The 16,237-nt window shown below is 69.8% G+C and carries 18 protein-coding genes; 4 read left to right on the forward strand and 14 right to left on the reverse strand.

Annotated elements, in window-relative coordinates:
* Positions 1 to 2: 2 nt before the first annotated feature.
* Positions 3 to 737: an SDR family NAD(P)-dependent oxidoreductase gene (locus tag QSJ95_RS11965; RefSeq protein ID WP_009620642.1), complete on the reverse strand. Its 735-nt coding sequence runs from the start codon at positions 735 to 737 to the stop codon at positions 3 to 5.
* Positions 738 to 889: 152 nt separating this feature from the next.
* On the opposite strand from QSJ95_RS11965, the gene QSJ95_RS11970 reads away from it, so the two are divergent.
* Together QSJ95_RS11970 and QSJ95_RS11975 are read left to right on the forward strand one after the other, a co-directional pair.
* Positions 890 to 1,954, forward strand: coding sequence for a phosphotransferase (locus QSJ95_RS11970; RefSeq protein WP_285642570.1), 1,065 nt, complete (start codon positions 890 to 892; stop codon positions 1,952 to 1,954).
* Positions 1,951 to 3,273 carry an aspartate aminotransferase family protein gene (locus QSJ95_RS11975; protein ID WP_285642571.1) on the forward strand — a complete coding sequence of 441 codons (1,323 nt, stop codon included), beginning with the start codon at positions 1,951 to 1,953 and terminating at the stop codon, positions 3,271 to 3,273. The genes QSJ95_RS11970 and QSJ95_RS11975 overlap by 4 nt, the downstream gene beginning before the upstream one ends.
* 13 nt (positions 3,274 to 3,286) lie before the next feature.
* On the opposite strand, the gene QSJ95_RS11980 is transcribed toward QSJ95_RS11975, so the two are convergent.
* The 3 genes from QSJ95_RS11980 to QSJ95_RS11990 form a co-directional block, all read right to left on the reverse strand.
* Complete coding sequence (locus QSJ95_RS11980) at positions 3,287 to 3,745, reverse strand: sn-glycerol-3-phosphate transporter (RefSeq protein ID WP_281688131.1); 459 nt, start codon at positions 3,743 to 3,745, stop codon at positions 3,287 to 3,289.
* A gap of 24 nt (positions 3,746 to 3,769) precedes the next feature.
* Positions 3,770 to 4,252, reverse strand: a complete 483-nt coding sequence (locus tag QSJ95_RS11985) for an outer membrane lipoprotein (protein ID WP_009620647.1) — start codon at positions 4,250 to 4,252, stop codon at positions 3,770 to 3,772.
* Positions 4,253 to 4,367: 115 nt separating this feature from the next.
* A complete protein-coding gene (locus QSJ95_RS11990; RefSeq protein ID WP_285642575.1) occupies positions 4,368 to 5,282 on the reverse strand; it encodes a LysR family transcriptional regulator in 915 nt (304 codons plus the stop codon).
* 102 nt (positions 5,283 to 5,384) lie between these two features.
* Between QSJ95_RS11990 and QSJ95_RS11995 the strand changes: the two genes are divergently transcribed.
* Positions 5,385 to 5,984, forward strand: coding sequence for a short chain dehydrogenase (locus QSJ95_RS11995; RefSeq protein ID WP_058488736.1), 600 nt, complete (start codon positions 5,385 to 5,387; stop codon positions 5,982 to 5,984).
* A gap of 351 nt (positions 5,985 to 6,335) precedes the next feature.
* On the opposite strand, the gene QSJ95_RS12000 is transcribed toward QSJ95_RS11995, so the two are convergent.
* Positions 6,336 to 6,734 (reverse strand): DUF488 domain-containing protein, encoded by a 399-nt coding sequence (locus QSJ95_RS12000; protein ID WP_009620653.1) that lies wholly within the window; start codon positions 6,732 to 6,734, stop codon positions 6,336 to 6,338.
* 97 nt (positions 6,735 to 6,831) lie between these two features.
* Here QSJ95_RS12000 and QSJ95_RS12005 point away from each other — a divergent pair, with 97 nt between their 5' ends.
* Positions 6,832 to 7,500 carry a COG3650 family protein gene (locus QSJ95_RS12005; protein ID WP_043314168.1) on the forward strand — a complete coding sequence of 223 codons (669 nt, stop codon included), beginning with the start codon at positions 6,832 to 6,834 and terminating at the stop codon, positions 7,498 to 7,500.
* Positions 7,501 to 7,509: 9 nt separating this feature from the next.
* On the opposite strand, the gene QSJ95_RS12010 is transcribed toward QSJ95_RS12005, so the two are convergent.
* The 9 genes from QSJ95_RS12010 to QSJ95_RS12050 all read right to left on the reverse strand — a co-directional run bounded on the left by QSJ95_RS12010 (position 7,510) and on the right by QSJ95_RS12050 (position 16,212).
* Positions 7,510 to 8,607 (reverse strand): PLP-dependent cysteine synthase family protein, encoded by a 1,098-nt coding sequence (locus tag QSJ95_RS12010; RefSeq protein WP_285642578.1) that lies wholly within the window; start codon positions 8,605 to 8,607, stop codon positions 7,510 to 7,512.
* Positions 8,608 to 8,626: 19 nt separating this feature from the next.
* Positions 8,627 to 9,529, reverse strand: a complete 903-nt coding sequence (locus QSJ95_RS12015) for a DMT family transporter (RefSeq protein WP_285642580.1) — start codon at positions 9,527 to 9,529, stop codon at positions 8,627 to 8,629.
* A gap of 303 nt (positions 9,530 to 9,832) precedes the next feature.
* On the reverse strand, positions 9,833 to 10,162 hold the full coding sequence (locus tag QSJ95_RS12020) for a Na+/H+ antiporter subunit G (protein WP_285642581.1): 330 nt from the start codon (positions 10,160 to 10,162) through the stop codon (positions 9,833 to 9,835).
* A complete protein-coding gene (locus QSJ95_RS12025; protein WP_043272521.1) occupies positions 10,159 to 10,428 on the reverse strand; it encodes a K+/H+ antiporter subunit F in 270 nt (89 codons plus the stop codon). Before QSJ95_RS12025 ends, QSJ95_RS12020 begins: the two co-directional genes overlap by 4 nt.
* Positions 10,413 to 10,913 carry a Na+/H+ antiporter subunit E gene (locus tag QSJ95_RS12030; RefSeq protein WP_249917621.1) on the reverse strand — a complete coding sequence of 167 codons (501 nt, stop codon included), beginning with the start codon at positions 10,911 to 10,913 and terminating at the stop codon, positions 10,413 to 10,415. Before QSJ95_RS12030 ends, QSJ95_RS12025 begins: the two co-directional genes overlap by 16 nt.
* Positions 10,910 to 12,409: a monovalent cation/H+ antiporter subunit D gene (locus QSJ95_RS12035; RefSeq protein WP_285642584.1), complete on the reverse strand. Its 1,500-nt coding sequence runs from the start codon at positions 12,407 to 12,409 to the stop codon at positions 10,910 to 10,912. The genes QSJ95_RS12030 and QSJ95_RS12035 overlap by 4 nt, the downstream gene beginning before the upstream one ends.
* A complete protein-coding gene (locus QSJ95_RS12040) occupies positions 12,406 to 12,738 on the reverse strand; it encodes a Na+/H+ antiporter subunit C (protein ID WP_061560898.1) in 333 nt (110 codons plus the stop codon). The genes QSJ95_RS12035 and QSJ95_RS12040 overlap by 4 nt, the downstream gene beginning before the upstream one ends.
* Positions 12,738 to 15,533, reverse strand: a complete 2,796-nt coding sequence (locus QSJ95_RS12045) for a monovalent cation/H+ antiporter subunit A (RefSeq protein WP_285642586.1) — start codon at positions 15,531 to 15,533, stop codon at positions 12,738 to 12,740. Before QSJ95_RS12045 ends, QSJ95_RS12040 begins: the two co-directional genes overlap by 1 nt.
* Positions 15,534 to 15,747: 214 nt before the next feature.
* Positions 15,748 to 16,212: an outer membrane lipoprotein gene (locus QSJ95_RS12050; protein ID WP_285642588.1), complete on the reverse strand. Its 465-nt coding sequence runs from the start codon at positions 16,210 to 16,212 to the stop codon at positions 15,748 to 15,750.
* Between the last annotated feature and the right edge of the window lie 25 nt (positions 16,213 to 16,237).

A 16,237-nucleotide genomic window follows, 5' to 3' on the forward strand; every position in this document is an offset into this window, starting at 1 on the left:
GCTCAGACGTGCTGGCCGCCGTTGACGTGGATTTCCGCGCCGTTCACGTACGAAGCCCCCTGGGTGCACAGGAAGTGGATCAGCGAGGCCACCTCCTCCGGCTTGCCCAGGCGGTGCATGGGGATGTCGCGCTCGACGATCAGTTCGGTGCCCGACGACAGGATCGAGGTATCGATCTCCCCCGGCGCGATGGCGTTTACCCGCACGCCGTGGCGGCCGAAGTCGTAGGCCATCTCGCGGGTCAGCGCCGCCAGCGCGGCCTTGGACGAGGCGTAGGCGACGCCGGCGAAGGGGTGCACCCGCGAGCCGGCGATGGAGGTGACGTTGATGATGCTGCCCTGGGCCGCCTTCAGCTCCTCGAACAGGCCGCGGGCCAGCAGCGCGGTGGAGAACAGGTTGACGTTGAACACCTTCAGCCAGGTGCCGTAGTCGCTCTCCAGCACGCCCATGCGCTGGCCTTCCGGGCCCTTGGGCGAAATGCCGGCGTTGTTCACCAGGGCGTCCAGGCGACCGCCGAGCTTCTCGCGGATGGCTGGCAGGGCGGCCTCGACGCTGGCGATGTCCTCGAGGTCCAGGTGGATGTGATTGAGCAGCCCCTCGGCCCAGGGGCATTCGGCCACCCAGTCCTGGCGCGAGGCGGTGAACACCCGCCAGCCGGCGGCGTTGAAGTGCTTCACGGTGGCATGGCCGATGCCGCGGCTGGCGCCGGTGAGCAGCAGGGTCCTGGGTTCGCTCATGTGCGTGTCCATCCATTCGGGCTTGCGGAGTGCGTTCGATGATGACGCAATCGACCGCCGAATAAAATATGATGCATCATATTTTCTTTATGCTTTAATGGCCGCCAGCCCCACAAGAACGACAAGCACGACAAGAACCGGAGCCCCCGCGCATGCCGCTGACCGCCCTCGCCCACGATCCCCTGCTGGAAGCCGCGCCCGCCCAGGTCACGCCGGACCAGGCCGCGGCCATCGCCCGCGATTGCTTCGGCCTGGAAGGCCCGCTGCAACGCCTGGCCGGGGAGCGCGACCTGAACTTCCAGATCGGCGCCCACGACAGCGCCAGCCGCCTGCTCAAGCTGTCCCACCCGCTGGAGGACCCGCAGGTGGTGGACTTCCACAACCGCGCCCTGCTGCGCGTCCAGCAGGCCGACCCGAACCTGCCGGTGCAGCGCGTCTATCCGGCCCTCGACGGCCAGTACCAGACCTGGGTGGAAGTGGACGGCCAGCGCATGCTGGCGCGGCTGATGTCCTTCGTCGAAGGCCTGCCGCTGCACCGCGTGCCCCAGCGCTCGACGGCGCTGCGGCGCAACCTGGGCGAAGCCCTGGCGCGCCTGGACCTGGCCCTGCACGGCTACCAGCACCCGGCCTCCGGCCACGAACTGCTCTGGGACCTGCAGCACGCCCAGCGCCTGCGCCCGCTGCTGCGGCACATCGACGACGGCGAGCTGCGCGCCCTGGTCGAGCGCGCCCTGGACAACTTCGAGGAACACGCCCTGCCGCGCCTGCCGACGCTGCGCGCCCAGGTGATCCACAACGATCTCAACCCGCACAACGTGATAGTCGACGCCGCGCACCCCGAGCGGCTGCGCAACATCCTCGACTTCGGCGACATGGTCCACGCCCCGCTGGTCAACGACCTCGGCGTGGCCGCCGCCTACCAACTGGGCAGCGAGGGCGACGTGCTGGCCCCGGCCCTGGAGTTCATCGCCGCCTATCACGCGCGCAACCCGCTGCTGGAAGCCGAGCAGGACATCCTCTGCGACCTCATGGCCACCCGCCTGGTGCTCACCCTGGGCATCACCGCCTGGCGCGCCAGCCTGCACCCGGAGAACCGCGACTACATCCTGCGCAACGCCCGCCAGGCCCGCGCCAGCCTGCAGGGCCTGGCCGGGCTGTCCCGATCCGAGGCGCGCGAACGCATCGCCCGCGCCTGCCACGAGGAGTCCCCCGCATGACCATGACCAATGGCTACAGCCCGGCCGACGCCGAGCGCCTGAGCGACAAGGAACGCAGCCTGATCGAGCGCCGCGAGCGCCTGCTCGGCCCGGCCTACCGGCTGTTCTACGAACGCCCGCTGCACACGGTGCGCGGCGAGGGCGTGTGGCTCTACGACGAGCAGGGCCGGCGCTACCTCGACGCCTACAACAACGTCGCCTCGGTCGGCCACTGCCACCCGCGGGTGGTCGAGGCCATCGCCCGCCAGGCGGCGGTGCTGAACACCCACACGCGCTACCTGCAGGAAGGCATCCTCGACTACGCCGAGGACCTGCTGTCCACCTTCCCCGCCGAACTCGGCCAGGTGATGTTCACCTGCACCGGCAGCGAGGCCAACGACCTGGCCCTGCGCATCGCCCGCCACCACACCGGCGGCAGCGGGGTGATCGTCACCCGCTTCGCCTACCACGGCGTCACCGGCGACATTTCCGAACTCTCGCCGGCATTGGGCAGCGGCATCACCCTGCCCGCCCACGCGCGCACCGTGCGCGCGCCGGACGCCTACCGCCTGGGCGCGGAGAACGTCGCCCGCCTGCTCGCCGAGGACGTGCGCGCCGCCATCGCCGACCTGCGCGCCAACGGCATCGAGCCCGCCGCGCTGCTGGTGGATGGCATCTTCGCCAGCGACGGCGTGTTCGCAGGCCCCATCGGCGTCCTCGCCGAGGCGGTGGCCGTGGCCCGCAGCGAAGGCCTGCTCTACATCGCCGACGAAGTGCAGAGCGGCTTCGCCCGCACCGGCGAACGCATGTGGGGCTTCCAGCGCCACGGCGTGCAGCCGGACCTGGTCACCCTGGGCAAGCCCATGGGCAACGGCCAGCCCATCGCCGGCGTGGTGGCGCGCCCCGAGGTGCTGGAAAGCTTCGGCCGCAGCGTGCGCTACTTCAACACCTTCGGCGGCAACCCGGTGAGCTGCGCCGCCGGCCAGGCGGTGCTCGACGTGATCCGCGAGGAAGGCCTGCAACAGCGCTCGGAACGGCTCGGCACCTACCTGCGCGAAGGCTTCCAGCGCCTGGCCCGGCGCCACGAACTGATCGGCGACGTGCGCGGCGCCGGGCTGTTCCTCGGCGTGGAGCTGGTCGCCGACCGCGCCAGCAAGGCCCCGGCCGCCGCGCAGACGCGCCGGGTGGTCAACGCCATGCGCGAGCGCGGCGTGCTGATCAGCGCCGCCGGGCCGCAGGAGAACATCCTCAAGATCCGCCCGCTGCTGGCCTTCGAGCAGGAACACGCCGACCTGCTGATCGACACCCTGGACGCCGCCCTGGCCGAAACCGCCGGCTGAACGGGGCGCGCCGCTACAGGTGCACGCCCAGGTTGAGCATCCCGGCCGAGTTGCCCAGCACCACGAACTCGCTGGCGAAGCGGCCGACCTGGGCGCCGACCGAGGGGATGACGGCCGGCGCTACGCCGTAGCGGTTGAGCGGGATCTTGTCGCGGTACTCGCCGCGGTAGCCCTGGATGGCGCCGCCGGTGACCTTGAAGTAGAACGGCGAGTCGTCCAGGTCGAAACGCTTGCCGGCGTAGACGTAGTTGGAGCGCTGGCGGAACGAATTGCGGAAGGTCGCGCCGCCCCACACCCAGCCATCGGCGCGGTTGCGCTCGACGCCGATCAGGTCCTGGTGGTTGTTGTGTTGCGGGTCGTGGTTCCAGTGCCGGGTGAACACGCTGGTCTGCAGGTACCAGGAATCGCCCTCGCCGGCCCAGGCGACGGGTGCCGCCAGCAGCGCCACCAGCAGGATCAGTGCCTTGTTCATGACTGTGCCTCCTGCACGGCGGCCTCAGAGCGTCACGCGGCTGGCGCCGTTGACGCTCATGATGCGAACGCGGTCGCCAACGCGGAAGCGCTGGCCGGCATCCACTGCCTGGACGTAGGCGCGGGACATGCCGTCGTCCTCGCGGACCACGATTTCCACGCCCTGGGTACGCGTCAGGCCCTCTTCCAGCGCCGAGCCGGCGGCCCCACCGGCGACGCCGCCGAGGACGGTGGCGATGGCGGCGCCACGGCCACCCCCGATGCCGCTGCCGGCGATACCGCCGACGGCGGCGCCGGCCAGGGTGCCGATCGGCGTCCTGGTGCCTTCGATCTGCACCGCGCGCAGGGATTCGATGGTGCCCATGCGTACGCTCTGCACCGCGCGGGCATCGGCGCGGGAATAGCTGCTGCCGGACAGGTTCGAGGCACAGCCGGACAGCACCAGGGCGCTGCCGACGAAGGCGGCGAGCAGCAGGGAGCGGGAGGCTTTCAGGGTCGGGGTTTTCATGCTCAGGTCCTCGCGGACGGTCACTAAGGGAATGGACAAAGCCTATTCCCTCGTCACTGACCCCCCCCTGAACTCCAGCTGAACCCGCACTGAACGAAGCTGAACGAAGCCGTTTTCAGCCCTGCAATTGCAGCAGACGCTGGCGGGCGCGCTCGAACCAGGCCAGCAGGTAGTCCACCAGCAACTGCGTGCGCCGCGGCAACCCGCCCTGGTAGGGGTGCACCAGGAACACTGGCGTGCTGCGCGTCTGGTAGTCGCGCAGCAACCAGCGCAGGCGGCCGTCGGCCAGTTCGTCCTGGAGCATGTAGGACGGCAGCCGGGCGATGCCGACGTCGGCCAGCGCCGCCTTCTTCAGCAGGGTGTAGTGGTTGCTCGCCAGCACCCCGCCAACCTCCACGCGGAACAGCTCGTGCTGGCGCTGGTACAGCCACGGTCCGGGGCCCGGGTAGTGGGTGTTGAGCAGGCAGTTGTGCCCGGCCAGGTCCGCTGGCCGCTGCGGCTCGCCGTGGGCGGCGAGGTATGCCGGGGTGGCGCAGGTCAGCTCCTGCAGGGCGAACAGCGGATGCGCCACCAGGCGCTCGTCGCCGCCGACGCCGGAGCGGATCGCCAGGTCGAAGCCGTCGGCCACCAGGTCGCGGCGCTCGTTGGCCAGGTCCAGCTCCAGGCGGATGCCCGGGTGCTTGCGGGAGAACTCCACCAGCCAGGCGTCGAAGAAGGTCTCGCCGAGGGACACCGGCACGCTCATGCGCACCGTGCCGCGCGCCTCCTCCTGCAACCGCGCCACCGCCTGCCGCGCCCGCGCCGCCTGGGCGTTGAGCGCCTGGGCCTCGGGCAGCAGCGCCTGGCCGGCGGCGGTCAGCGCCAGGCTTCGCGTCGTGCGATGCAGCAGGGTCACGCCCAGGGCCTGCTCCAGGGCGCTGATGCGCTTGGACAACTGCCCCTTGCTGCAGCCCAGGCGCTCGGCGGCGCGGGTGAAGCTGCCGCATTCCAGCAACACGGCGAAAGCCGAGAGGTCTTCCAGTTCGCCCATGATTGTTTCCCCACGAAAACGCCAGGTTGCCGATTACCCCGGTTATCTCAACAAAATACGTCCCTAGACTGGCTCCGTCATCCACTCACTCCCGGAGTCAGCATGAAGATCATCCTCGTCGGCGCCAGCGGCACCCTCGGCCAGGCCGTGGCCAGCGAACTGGGCCAGCGCCATGAAATCGTCCGCGTCGGCCGCAGCAGCGGCGACCTGCGGGTGGACATCACCGACAGCGCCTCGATCCGCGCCCTGTTCGAGCAGGTGGGCCCCTTCGACGCCCTGGTCAGCGCCACCGGCAAGGTGCACTTCGCCCCGCTCGCCGAGATGGGCGAAGCCGAGTACGCCGTCGGCCTGAAGGACAAGCTGATGGGCCAGGTCAACCTGGTGCTGATCGGCAGCCGCTACGCCAACGACGGCGCATCCTTCACCCTGACCACCGGCATCCTCAGCGAGGAGCCGATCCGCCAGGGCAGCTCGGCGACCCTGGTCAACGCGGCAGTGGAAGGCTTCGTGCGCAGTGCCGCCATCGAACTGCCACGCGGGCAGCGGATCAATGCGGTGAGTCCGAATGTGCTGGTGGAGTCGATGGCGGGCTACGGGCCGTTCTTCCGCGGCTTCAAGCCGGTGCCGGCGGCGGATGCGGCGCTGGGGTTCGCGCGGAGTGTGGAGGGGGCGGAGACGGGGCGGGTCTACAAGGTTTGGTGAGTGGGGGGCGGCTGGCTACTTGTAGGAGCGAGGGGGACGCCTAGTTCTTGCTCGCGAACGAGGTTATCCGGCGACTTCGGTGCGCATCCTCAAGAGCGCCCTCTCCCTAACCCTCTCCCTGAAGGGAGAGGGGACCGTTGGGCAGACACGGATGTTCTGGAGTTAGCCGGTAACACCGAAAGCTACCGGCTGAAACCTGACCCTCTCTCGGCACGGACAAGCCCCCTCTCCCTTCAGGGAGAGGGTTGGGGAGAGGGGACGGCGTCAACCCCAAACACCGAAGCCACCGGATAACTCCGTTCGCGAGCAAGAACTAGGCGTCCCCCTCGCCCCTACGAAAAGCCAACCCCCTCACTCCTTCTTCCCCGCATAGCAAACCGGCGAACTCCCCTCCCCCACCCTTTCCATCTCATCCTCCAGAAACTCCGCCAACACCCGCGCATTGTTGTGCTCGGTATCCTTCGCGCCATAGAGCAGCGTCAGGTCGCCCTTGCCAGCGATCCCCAGCAGCTTCCACCAGTGCTCCGGGTGCGCCGCCAGTTCGGCGTGGTAGGCGCGGCGGAATTCCTCGAACAGGCCGGGATCGTGGTGGAAACGCTGGCGCAGCTCGGTGGACGGCGCCACGTCCTTGAGCCATTCGTCCATGTGCAGTTCTTCCTTACTGATGCCCCTGGGCCAGAGCCGGTCCACCAGAACCCGGTAGCCGTCCTCCGCGGCCGGGGCCTCGTAGGCGCGCTTGTAGCGAATCATCGGATGCCTCCTTTTGCGACTGTCCCTACCACTGTAGCCCTTGAGCCGGTGCCATTGGCTCGGTAACGTGGGCGCATTTTTCCGGGAGCCCTATCTCATGCGTCAAGCCCGCCTCTTCCTCTATGCCCTGCTGCCCCTGTTCGCCGCCTGCCAGGTGTGGAAGCCCGAGCCCACCCGCCAGGACGCGCCGACGCGGGTACAGGGCGAGGTCACCCGCGAGGACGGCGGCCTGGTGCTGCGGCCGTGCAACGAGCAGCGCCGCTTCAACCTGGTGGACGGCGCCGACAGCGCCGTGGCCCGCGAGTCCCGCGACCTGTTCGCCGACGGCGCCGGCAAGCTGTTCATCGACGCGCGCGGCGCCTATTCCGGCGGCCAGGCCAGCAACACCGACGGCAAGTTCGAAGTGCGCTCGCTGTACCGCCTGCAGAACGAGGGCCACGGCTGCGACGACCCCAACTTCAGGCAGACCATCGTCCAGGCCGGCGGCAACGAGCCGGGCTGGAGCGTGATGGTCAACGCCCAGGGCCTGCTGCTGCAGCGCCCGGGGCAGCCGGACCAGGTGCTGCCCTACGTGGTGGAAAGCGTGCCCGGCGGCAGCAGCAGCTATTCCACCGAGGCCAACGGCGAGAAGCTGGAGCTGTGGGTGGCCCCGGCGCGCTGCGTCAACAGCATGAGCGGCGCGGTGAACAACCTCACCGCCGAGCTGCGCCTGGACGACAAGGTCATGCGCGGTTGCGCCTACCCCGGCGCCGCCTACCAGGAATAAGCCGGCCCGTCACAACCCCAGCGCCGGCAGCGCCTCCGGCAGTGCGCTGCCCTGCTCCACGCAGGCGCGCACCGCGTCGATCAGCGGCTCCAGCTGGAAGCCCTGCTGGATCAGCCACAGCGGCTCGTAGTAGCTGGTCGCGTAGCGTTCGCCGCCATCGCAGAGGATCGCCACGATCGAGCCGGACTCGCCGCGATCGAGCATGCTCCGCGCCGCCAGCAGCGCGCCCACCAGGTTGGTCCCGCTGGAGCCGCCGACGCGCCGGCCCAGGCGCTGCGCCAGGTAGTGCATGGCCGCCAGCGACCAGGCGTCGGGCACCTTGACCATGGCGTCGAGCACCGCCGGCAGGAAGGACGCCTCCACCCGTGGCCGGCCGATGCCCTCGATGCGCGAGCCGCAGTCCAGGGTCAGGCTGCGGTCGCCGGTGCGGTAGGCATCGAAGAACACCGAGCGCTCGGCGTCGGCGCAGAGCACGCGGGTCTGGTGCCGGCGGTAGCGGGCGAAGCGCCCGAGGGTGGCCAGGGTGCCGCCGGTGCCGGGGCTGGAGACCAGCCAGGCCGGCTCGGGAAAGCGCTCGTGGCGCAGCTGCTGGAAGATCGATTCGGCGATGTTGTTGTTCGCCCGCCAGTCGGTGGCGCGCTCGGCGTAGGTGAACTGGTCCATGAAGTGCCCGCCGCTCTCGCGGGCCAGGCGCTCGGACTCGGCGTAGATCTGCGTGGGGTCGTCCACCAGGTGGCTGCGGCCGCCGTAGAAGGCGATCTGGGCGATCTTCTCCTTCGAGGTGCTGGCCGGCACCACGGCGATGAAGGGCAGCCCCAGCAGGCGCGCGAAGTAGGCCTCGGAGATCGCCGTGGAACCGCTGGATGCCTCGATCACCGGCGCCCCCGGCCTCAGCCAGCCGTTGCACAGCGCATAGAGGAACAGCGAGCGCGCCAGGCGGTGCTTGAGGCTGCCGGTGGGGTGGCTGGACTCGTCCTTGAAGTACAGGTCGATGCCGGGCAGGCCGGGCGCTTCCAGGGGGATCAGGTGGGTGTCGGCGCTGCGCTGGAAGTCCGCCTCGATGATGCGGATGGCTTCGCGGGTCCAGTCACGGATGTCGATGGACATGGGGCGGTTCCTCGTTCGGTCAGTCGAGCACCCCGGCGGGCGCGGGCGTGGCGCTGCGCCACTGGCTGAGGGCGACGCCGGCGAACACCAGGCCGGCGGCCAGCAACTGCTGGCCGTTCAGACGCTCGCCCAGCAGCAGCCAGGCGAATACCAGGGTGAACACCGGGATCAGGTTGATGAAGCCGGTGGCCTGGCTCGCCGGCAGCCGGCTGACGCCGAAGTTGTACAGGCCGTAGGCGCCGACGGTGACCACGCTGCCCAGGTAGACCAGGGCGAACAGCCCCTGGCCGCTGGGCGCCGGCGGCACGCCCGAGCCGACAGCCGCCAGCGGCAGGAAGAACACCGAGCCGATGAAGGCCTGCATGGCGGTCAGGATGAAGGGCGAGTAGCGCGCCGACAGGTGCTTGAGCAGCAGGGTGTAGCCGGTGGCGCAGACCATCGCCAGCAGTTCGAAGAAGTTGCCCAGCAGCGGCTGAGGCGCGTGCTGGTCGGGCTCACCGGCGAGGCTCAGCCAGAGCGCGCCGAGCACCGCCAGGGCGAAGCCGGCCCAGGTGTTGCGGGCGATGCGCTCGTGCAGCAGGAGGAAGGCGCCGACCGCCATCAGCAACGGCAGCAGCGCGGTGATCATCCCGGCCTGGGCGGCGCTGGTGTACTGGAGGGCGAAGGATTCGCAGACGAAGTACAGGCACGGCTCGCACACCGCCAGGCCCACCAGGTACTTCCAGTCGCCCGCCTGGTAGTCCATCCGCCCGCGCCAGCGCCAGGCGGCGAGGAAGATCAGGCTGCCGATGGCCATGCGGGCGAAGATCACCCACATCGCCGGCCATTCGGCGAAGGCCAGTTTCAGGGCGATGAAGGAACTGCCCCACAGCGCCATGGCCAGGACCAGGCATGCCAGGGCGAAGGGCCGGGACTGCTGCACGGGACGCTCCAGGAAATGAATCCCCGCAGTATAGAAGCGCGCCGCGGGTGGCCGACAGGTACAGCGCCGGGGGAAAACTGTAATGGCCTGCGCCAGCGTCTCTCCCGCCCGTAGGCGCGGATCTCATCCGCGAATCGCGCCGGAACCTCCGGCTATCGCGGACAAGGTCCGCTCCTACCCTCTCCGGCAAGCACGAGACCCGTAGGATGGTGTTGAGCGAAGCGATACCCATCAGCGCAACCGCATGGGTTTCGCCAAGGCTCAACCCATCCTACGAAGAGCACCCCGGCGCAGCCGGAAGCCCTACTCCCAGGGCTCCCCGCGGGTACGCGGGGTGCGCGGCAGGCGCGCCTGCATGGCGGCCTTGGCCAGCAGGTGGGCGCTGACCGGCGCGGTGATGAACAGGAACAGGGTGATCAGCACCTCGTGCAGGCTCACGCCGTTGCCGCTGGTGCTGAAGTACAGCAGCGAGCCCAGCGCCACGCCGCCCACGCCGAGGGTCGAGGCCTTGGTCGGCGCGTGCAGGCGCGTGTAGAAGTCCGGCAGGCGGTACAGGCCCACGGCGCCGAGCAGGGCGAACAGGCTGCCGCCCAGCAACAGCGCGCTGACGAGGATTTCCATGAACAGGTTCATTCGATGATGTCTCCACGCAGCAGGAACTTGCACAGCGCCACGGTGCTGACGAAGCCCATCACCGCGATCAGCAGCGCCGCCTCGAAGTACAGGCCGCTGCCGCTCCACAGGCCGTACAGCAGGATCAGCGCGATGGCCTCCACCGACAGGGTGTCCAGCGCCAGGATGCGGTCGGCCGCGCTCGGCCCGCGCACCAGGCGCGCCACCGTCAGCAGCAGGGCCAGGGCGATCAGCGCCAGGCACAGCGGGATCACGTAGGCGAGCATTCGAACACCTCCTTCAGCGGCGCCTCGTAGCGCGCCTTGATGTCCGCCACCAGGGCCTGCGCGTCGGGCACGTCCAGGCCGTGCACCAGCAGGCTGCGGCGGTCGGCGCTGAGGTCGGCGGAGACGGTGCCGGGGGTCAGGGTGATGACGCTGGCGAGGATGGCGATGGGCAAATCCTCGCGCAGTTCCAGCGGCACCTCGACGAAGCCCGGCTGCAGCTTGCCGGTGGGCCCGAGCACCAGGCGCGCGACCTGCAGGTTGGCCATGACGATGTCGTACAGCACCAGGCCGATGAAGCGCAGCAGCAGGCCCGGGCGGCGGATGCGCAGCGGCGCCAGCAGCATGTCGCGGCACAGCAGCGGCAGCGCCAGGCCGAGCACTGCGCCGAGCAGCCAGTGGCCGAAGGAGAAGTCGTCGACCAGCAGCACCCAGCCCAGCAGCAGGCACAGGCTGAGCAGCGGATGCGGCAGCAGGCGGCGGATCATGCGCCACCTCCGGCCAGGATCGCCCGGCGATAGAGGTCGACATCCAGCAACTGCTCGGCGGTGGCCTGCAGGTAGGCCTGCAGCGGCTTGGCGAACAACACCAGCAGCACCGCCGAGGCCAGCAGCGCCACCGCAGCCAGCAGGCGCAGCGGGTCACGCTCGGCGTTGCCGAGGACGCTGCGCCCGGTGTTCCAGAACAGCGTGCTGCCGGCGCGGCTGAGGGTCACGGTGACCAGCAGGCCGCTGCCCAGCACCACCGCCCACAGCGCCAGCGCCTCGCCGCCGCTGGCCGAACGCAGGATCAGCAGCTTGGCGAAGAAACCGGAGAACGGCGGCAACCCGGCCACCGCGATGGCGCCGACGAAGAACAGCGCGCCCAGCAGCTGCGGCTGCAGCAGTGCCGGGCCCTGCACCAGTTGCCCGGCCTTGTCGCCACGCTGGCGGGCGATCAGGTCGGCGAGCAGGAACAACCCGCCCACCACCCAGGTGCTGTGCAGCAGGTAGAACAGCAGCGCCGCCAGGGACTGCGCCGAGCCCAGCGCCAGCACCGCCAGCTGGGTGCCGGCGGAAATCACCACCAGGTAGGCCAGCAGGCCCTGCAGACGGGTGGCCGCCAACGCCCCGAAGGTGCCGACCAGGATGCCGGCCAGGGCCAGCGGCCACAGCCAGGCCTGGGCCAGGTTGGCCAGCTCGCCGGCGTGGTCGCCGAAGATCAGCGTGTACACCCGCAGGATCGAGTAGATGCCCACCTTGGTCATGATCGAGAACAGCGCCGCCACCGGCGCGCTGGCTTCGGCATAGGCCCGCGGCAGCCAGAAGTACAGCGGCAGCAGCGCCGCCTTGAGGCCGAACACCACCAGCAACAGCAGCGCCGCGGCGCGTACCAGGGGCGCGTCGGCCGCGCCCAGCTGGGCTACGCGGACGGCCATGTCGGCCATGTTCAGGGTGCCGGTCACGCCATAGAGCGTGCCCACGGCGATCAGGAAGAACGCCGAGCCCACCAGGTTGAGCACCACGTAGTGCACCCCGGCGCGCACCCGTCCTGCCCCGCCGCCGTGCAGCAGCAGCGCGTAGGAGGCGATCAGCAGGATCTCGAAGAACACGAAGAGATTGAACAGGTCGCCGGTGAGGAAGGCGCCGTTGAGGCCCAGCAGCTGGAACTGGAACAGCGCGTGGAAATGCTTGCCGCGGCGGTCGTCGCCGCGCAGCGCGTACAGCAAGGCAAAGCTGGCCAGCACCGCGTTGGCCAGCAGCATCAGCGCGCTCAGGCGGTCGAGCACGAGGATGATGCCGAACGGCGGCTGCCAGTTGCCCAGGGCGTAGAACTGCACCTGGCCGCCGGCGGCCTGTTGCAGCAGCAACGCGGCGGTCGGCAGCAGCGCCAGGGTGGCCAGCAGCGAGATGCCCCGCGCGGCGCGCGAGGCGTGCCCGGCGAGCAGCAGCAGGCAGCCGGCGAACAGCGGCAGCAGGACTGGCGCAATCAGCAGGTGATTCATTCGCCCTCCTCCCGCGCCTTGCCGTCGACGTGGTCGTCACCGGTCTCGGCCAGGCCGCGCAGGGCCAGGACGATGACGAAGGCGGTCATGGCGAAGCCGATGACGATGGCGGTCAGCACCAGCGCCTGGGGGATCGGGTCGCCGGGGTTGGCCACCTGGCCCAGCACCGCCGGCTCGCCGGCCAGGCGGCCCATGGCGAAGAGGAACAGGTTCACCGCATAGGAGATCAGGGTCAGGCCCAGCACCACCGGGAAGGTGCGTGCCCGCAGCAGCAGGTACACGCCGCTCGCGGTGAGCAGGCCGAGGGTGATGGCGAACAGTGCTTCCATCAGCGGGCCTCCTTGGCCGGCGCCGGCTGCGGCGGCGCGTTCAATTCGCCGAGGCCGGCGAGGATCAGCAGGGTCGCGCCCACCACGGTGAGGTAGACGCCCAGGTCGAAGAGCATGGCCGTGGCCAGCTCGAACTCGCCCACCAGCGGCAGCTGGAAGTGGCCGAAGGACGAGGTCAGGAACGGATAGCCGAAGGCCCAGCTGCCCAGTCCGGTGAGGCCGGCGACGAACACGCCCAGGCCGGCCGTGCGCGAATAGTTCAGCGGCAGGCGGGTATGCACCCAGCGGCTGCCGCAGGCGATGTACTGGAGGATCAGCGCCACCGCGGTGATCAGCCCGGCGATGAAGCCGCCGCCCGGCAGGTTGTGCCCGCGCAGGAAGATGAACACCGCCACCAGCAGGGCCAGCGGCAGCAGCAGCCGGGCCAGGGTGGCGAGGATCGGCGGATGGACGTCGGCCGACCAGGCCAGGCCCTCGGCGTCGCGGGCGCGGCGCGGCAGGCGCAGGCCGTCGAGCAGGGCGAAGATGCCCACCGCGGCGATGGCCAGCACGCTGATCTCGCCCAGGGTGTCGAAGCCGCGGAAGTCGACCAGGATGACGTTCACCACGTTGTGCCCGCCGCCGCCGGAAACGCTGTGCTGCAGGTAGTAGCCGGCGATGCTGTCGTAGGGCCGGCTGAACACCGCGTAGGCCAGCAGCGCCACCATCACGCCGCAGGCCAGCGCCACCAGGAAGTCGCGCAGGCCACGCAGGCTGCTGCTTTCCTTCGGCGTGCGCTGCGGCAGGTAGTAGAGCGCGAGCATCAGCAGCACCATGGTCACCACTTCCACCGCCAGCTGCGTCAGCGCCAGGTCCGGCGCGGCGAAGCGGGCGAAGGCCAGGGCCACCAGCAGCCCGGCGATGCTCAGCAGCACCAGCGCCACCAGGCGCTGGCGATGGAACACCACGGTCAGCGGCCCGGCCAGGGCCAGCAGCGCCAGGCACAAGGCAGTGACGGCATCGACCTCGACGAAGGCGCGGCTGCCGGCGAGCGCGGGCAGGCCCGCCAGGCCGGCGCAGACCACCACCACCGCGGCCAGCAGCAGCCAGAGCACGTAACGTTGCAGCGAACCGTTCTCCAGCAGCCCGGTCAGCCCGCGGGCGAAGCGCGCCAGGCGTTGTACCTGCGCCTCGAACACCTCCTTGGCATCCACCGCCGGCAGGCCGGCGAACCAGGCGAACAGCGGCCGCCGCTGCAGGTACAGGGCGATGCCGCCGACCAGCGCGATCAGGCTCATCGCCAGCGGCGCGTTGAAGCCGTGCCAGATCGCCAGGCTGTAGGCCGGCAGCGCGCCGTTCAGGCTCGCCGAGGCGGCCGCCGACAGCAGCGGCGCCACCGTCCAGGCCGGGGCCATGCCCACCAGCAGGCACAGGCCCACCAGCACCTCCACCGGCACCTTCATGTAGCGCGGCGGCTCGTGGGGCGTCTTCGGCAGGTCGACCGGCTCGCCGTTGAAGAACACATCGTGGATGAAGCGCACCGAATAGGCCACCGAGAACAGCGTGGCCACGGTGGCGAGGGTCGGGATCAGCCAGTTGAAGGCGCCGGCCATGTTCTGCGAGAGGGTCTCGCCGAAGAACATCTCCTTGCTGAGGAAGCCGTTGAGCAGCGGCACCCCGGCCATGGACGCGGAAGCCACCATCGCCAGCACCGCGGTGTGCGGCATGTACTTCCACAGGCCGTTGATGCGGCGCATGTCGCGGCTGCCGGTCTCGTGGTCGATGATGCCGGCGGCCATGAACAGCGAGGCCTTGAAGGTGGCGTGGTTGATGATGTGGAAGATCGCCGCGACGTTGGCCATGGGCGAATCCAGGCCGAACAGCAGGGTGATCAGGCCCAGGTGGCTGATGGTCGAGTAGGCCAGCAGGCCCTTGAGGTCGTTCTGGAACAGCGCCAGGAAGGCGCCCAGCAGCAGCGTCGCCAGGCCGGTCAGGCCGACCAGGTAGAACCACAGGTCGTTGCCGGCCAGCGCCGGGTACAGGCGCGCCAGCAGGAACACCCCGGCCTTGACCATGGTCGCCGAGTGCAGGTAGGCCGACACCGGCGTGGGCGCCGCCATGGCGTGGGGCAGCCAGAAGTGGAAGGGGAACTGCGCCGACTTGGTGAACACGCCCAGCAGCACCAGCACCAGGATCAGCGGGAACAGCGCGCTGGCCTGCAGCACCTGGCGCGCGGCGAGCACGTCGCTCAGCTCGAAGCTGCCCACCACCTGGCCGATCAGCAGGATGCCGGCGAGCAGCGCCAGGCCCCCGCCGCCGGTGACCGCCAGGGCCATGCGCGCGCCGCGGCGGGCGTCGGAGCGGTGGCTCCAGAAGCCGATGAGCAGGAACGACGACAGGCTGGTGAGCTCCCAGAACACCAGCATCAGCAGCAGGTTCTCGCTGAGCACCACGCCGAGCATGGAGCCCATGAACAGCAGCAGGAAGCCGTAGAAGCGCCCGGTGGGCTCGCGCTCTGAGAGGTAGTAGCGGGCGTAGAGGATCACCAGCAGGCCGATGCCGAGGATCAGCAGGGCGAACAGGAAGCCCAGGCCGTCCAGGCGCAGGCTGAGGTTCAGGCCCAGCTCCGGCAGCCAGTCGTAGCGCGCCAGCAGGCGCTCGCCGCCGAGCACGCCGCGCTGGCCGAACAGAATCCCCAGGCCCAGCAAGGGCGCGACGGCCGCCGCCGCGGCGCAGGCGTTGCGGCCCAGGCGCTCGAACAGCGCCGGCAGGCAACAGCCCAGGAAAGGCAGCGCGATCAACAGCGCCAGCATCATCACCTTCTCCTTAATCCTTCAGACATGGCTGACTTACCAGGAAAGCCATGGAACCGGGCGATTATCCATATCTATCGAATGCGCGTCTTGGATAGAACTATTACGAAAGGCTGGGCGCGGGAAAAAGCGCTACCCGGAAACGATAGCGCGCGACACCGGAAACCGGTGTCGCGCGCCAGGAAAGGCTGCCGCCCGGGTGGGCGGAGCAGGCCGATCAGTGGGAAACGCGGATGGTGCCGTTGACGGTCAGGATGCGCACGCGCTCGCCGACGCGGAAGATGGCGCCCTGGTCGACTTCCTGCACGTAGGCGCGGGAGCTGCCGTCGTCTTCGCGGACGGTGATCTCCACGCCCTGGGTGCGCGTCAGGCCCTCTTCGGTGGCCGCGCCCAGCAGGCCGCCGGCCACGGCGCCGATGATGGCGGTCACGTAGCTGCCCTTGCCGCCGCCGATGGCGCTGCCGCCGATGCCGCCCACGGCGGCGCCCGCCGCGGCGCCGATCGGCGTCTTGGTGCCCTCGATCTTCACCGGACGCAGGGCTTCGATGGTGCCCCAGCGCACGTTCTGCACGGTGCGGGCCTCGTCACGGCTGTAGGTGTCGCCGGTCAGGCTGGACTGGCAGCCGCCGAGGGCCAGGGCCACTGCAGTGAAACCGGCGAGCAGGAAGGCGGATTTACGCATACGGGAACCTCCGGATAGATATGTG

Origin of the sequence: Pseudomonas sp. NBRC 100443 (assembly GCF_030268185.1) — a bacterium.
Classification (GTDB): domain Bacteria; phylum Pseudomonadota; class Gammaproteobacteria; order Pseudomonadales; family Pseudomonadaceae; genus Pseudomonas; species Pseudomonas citronellolis.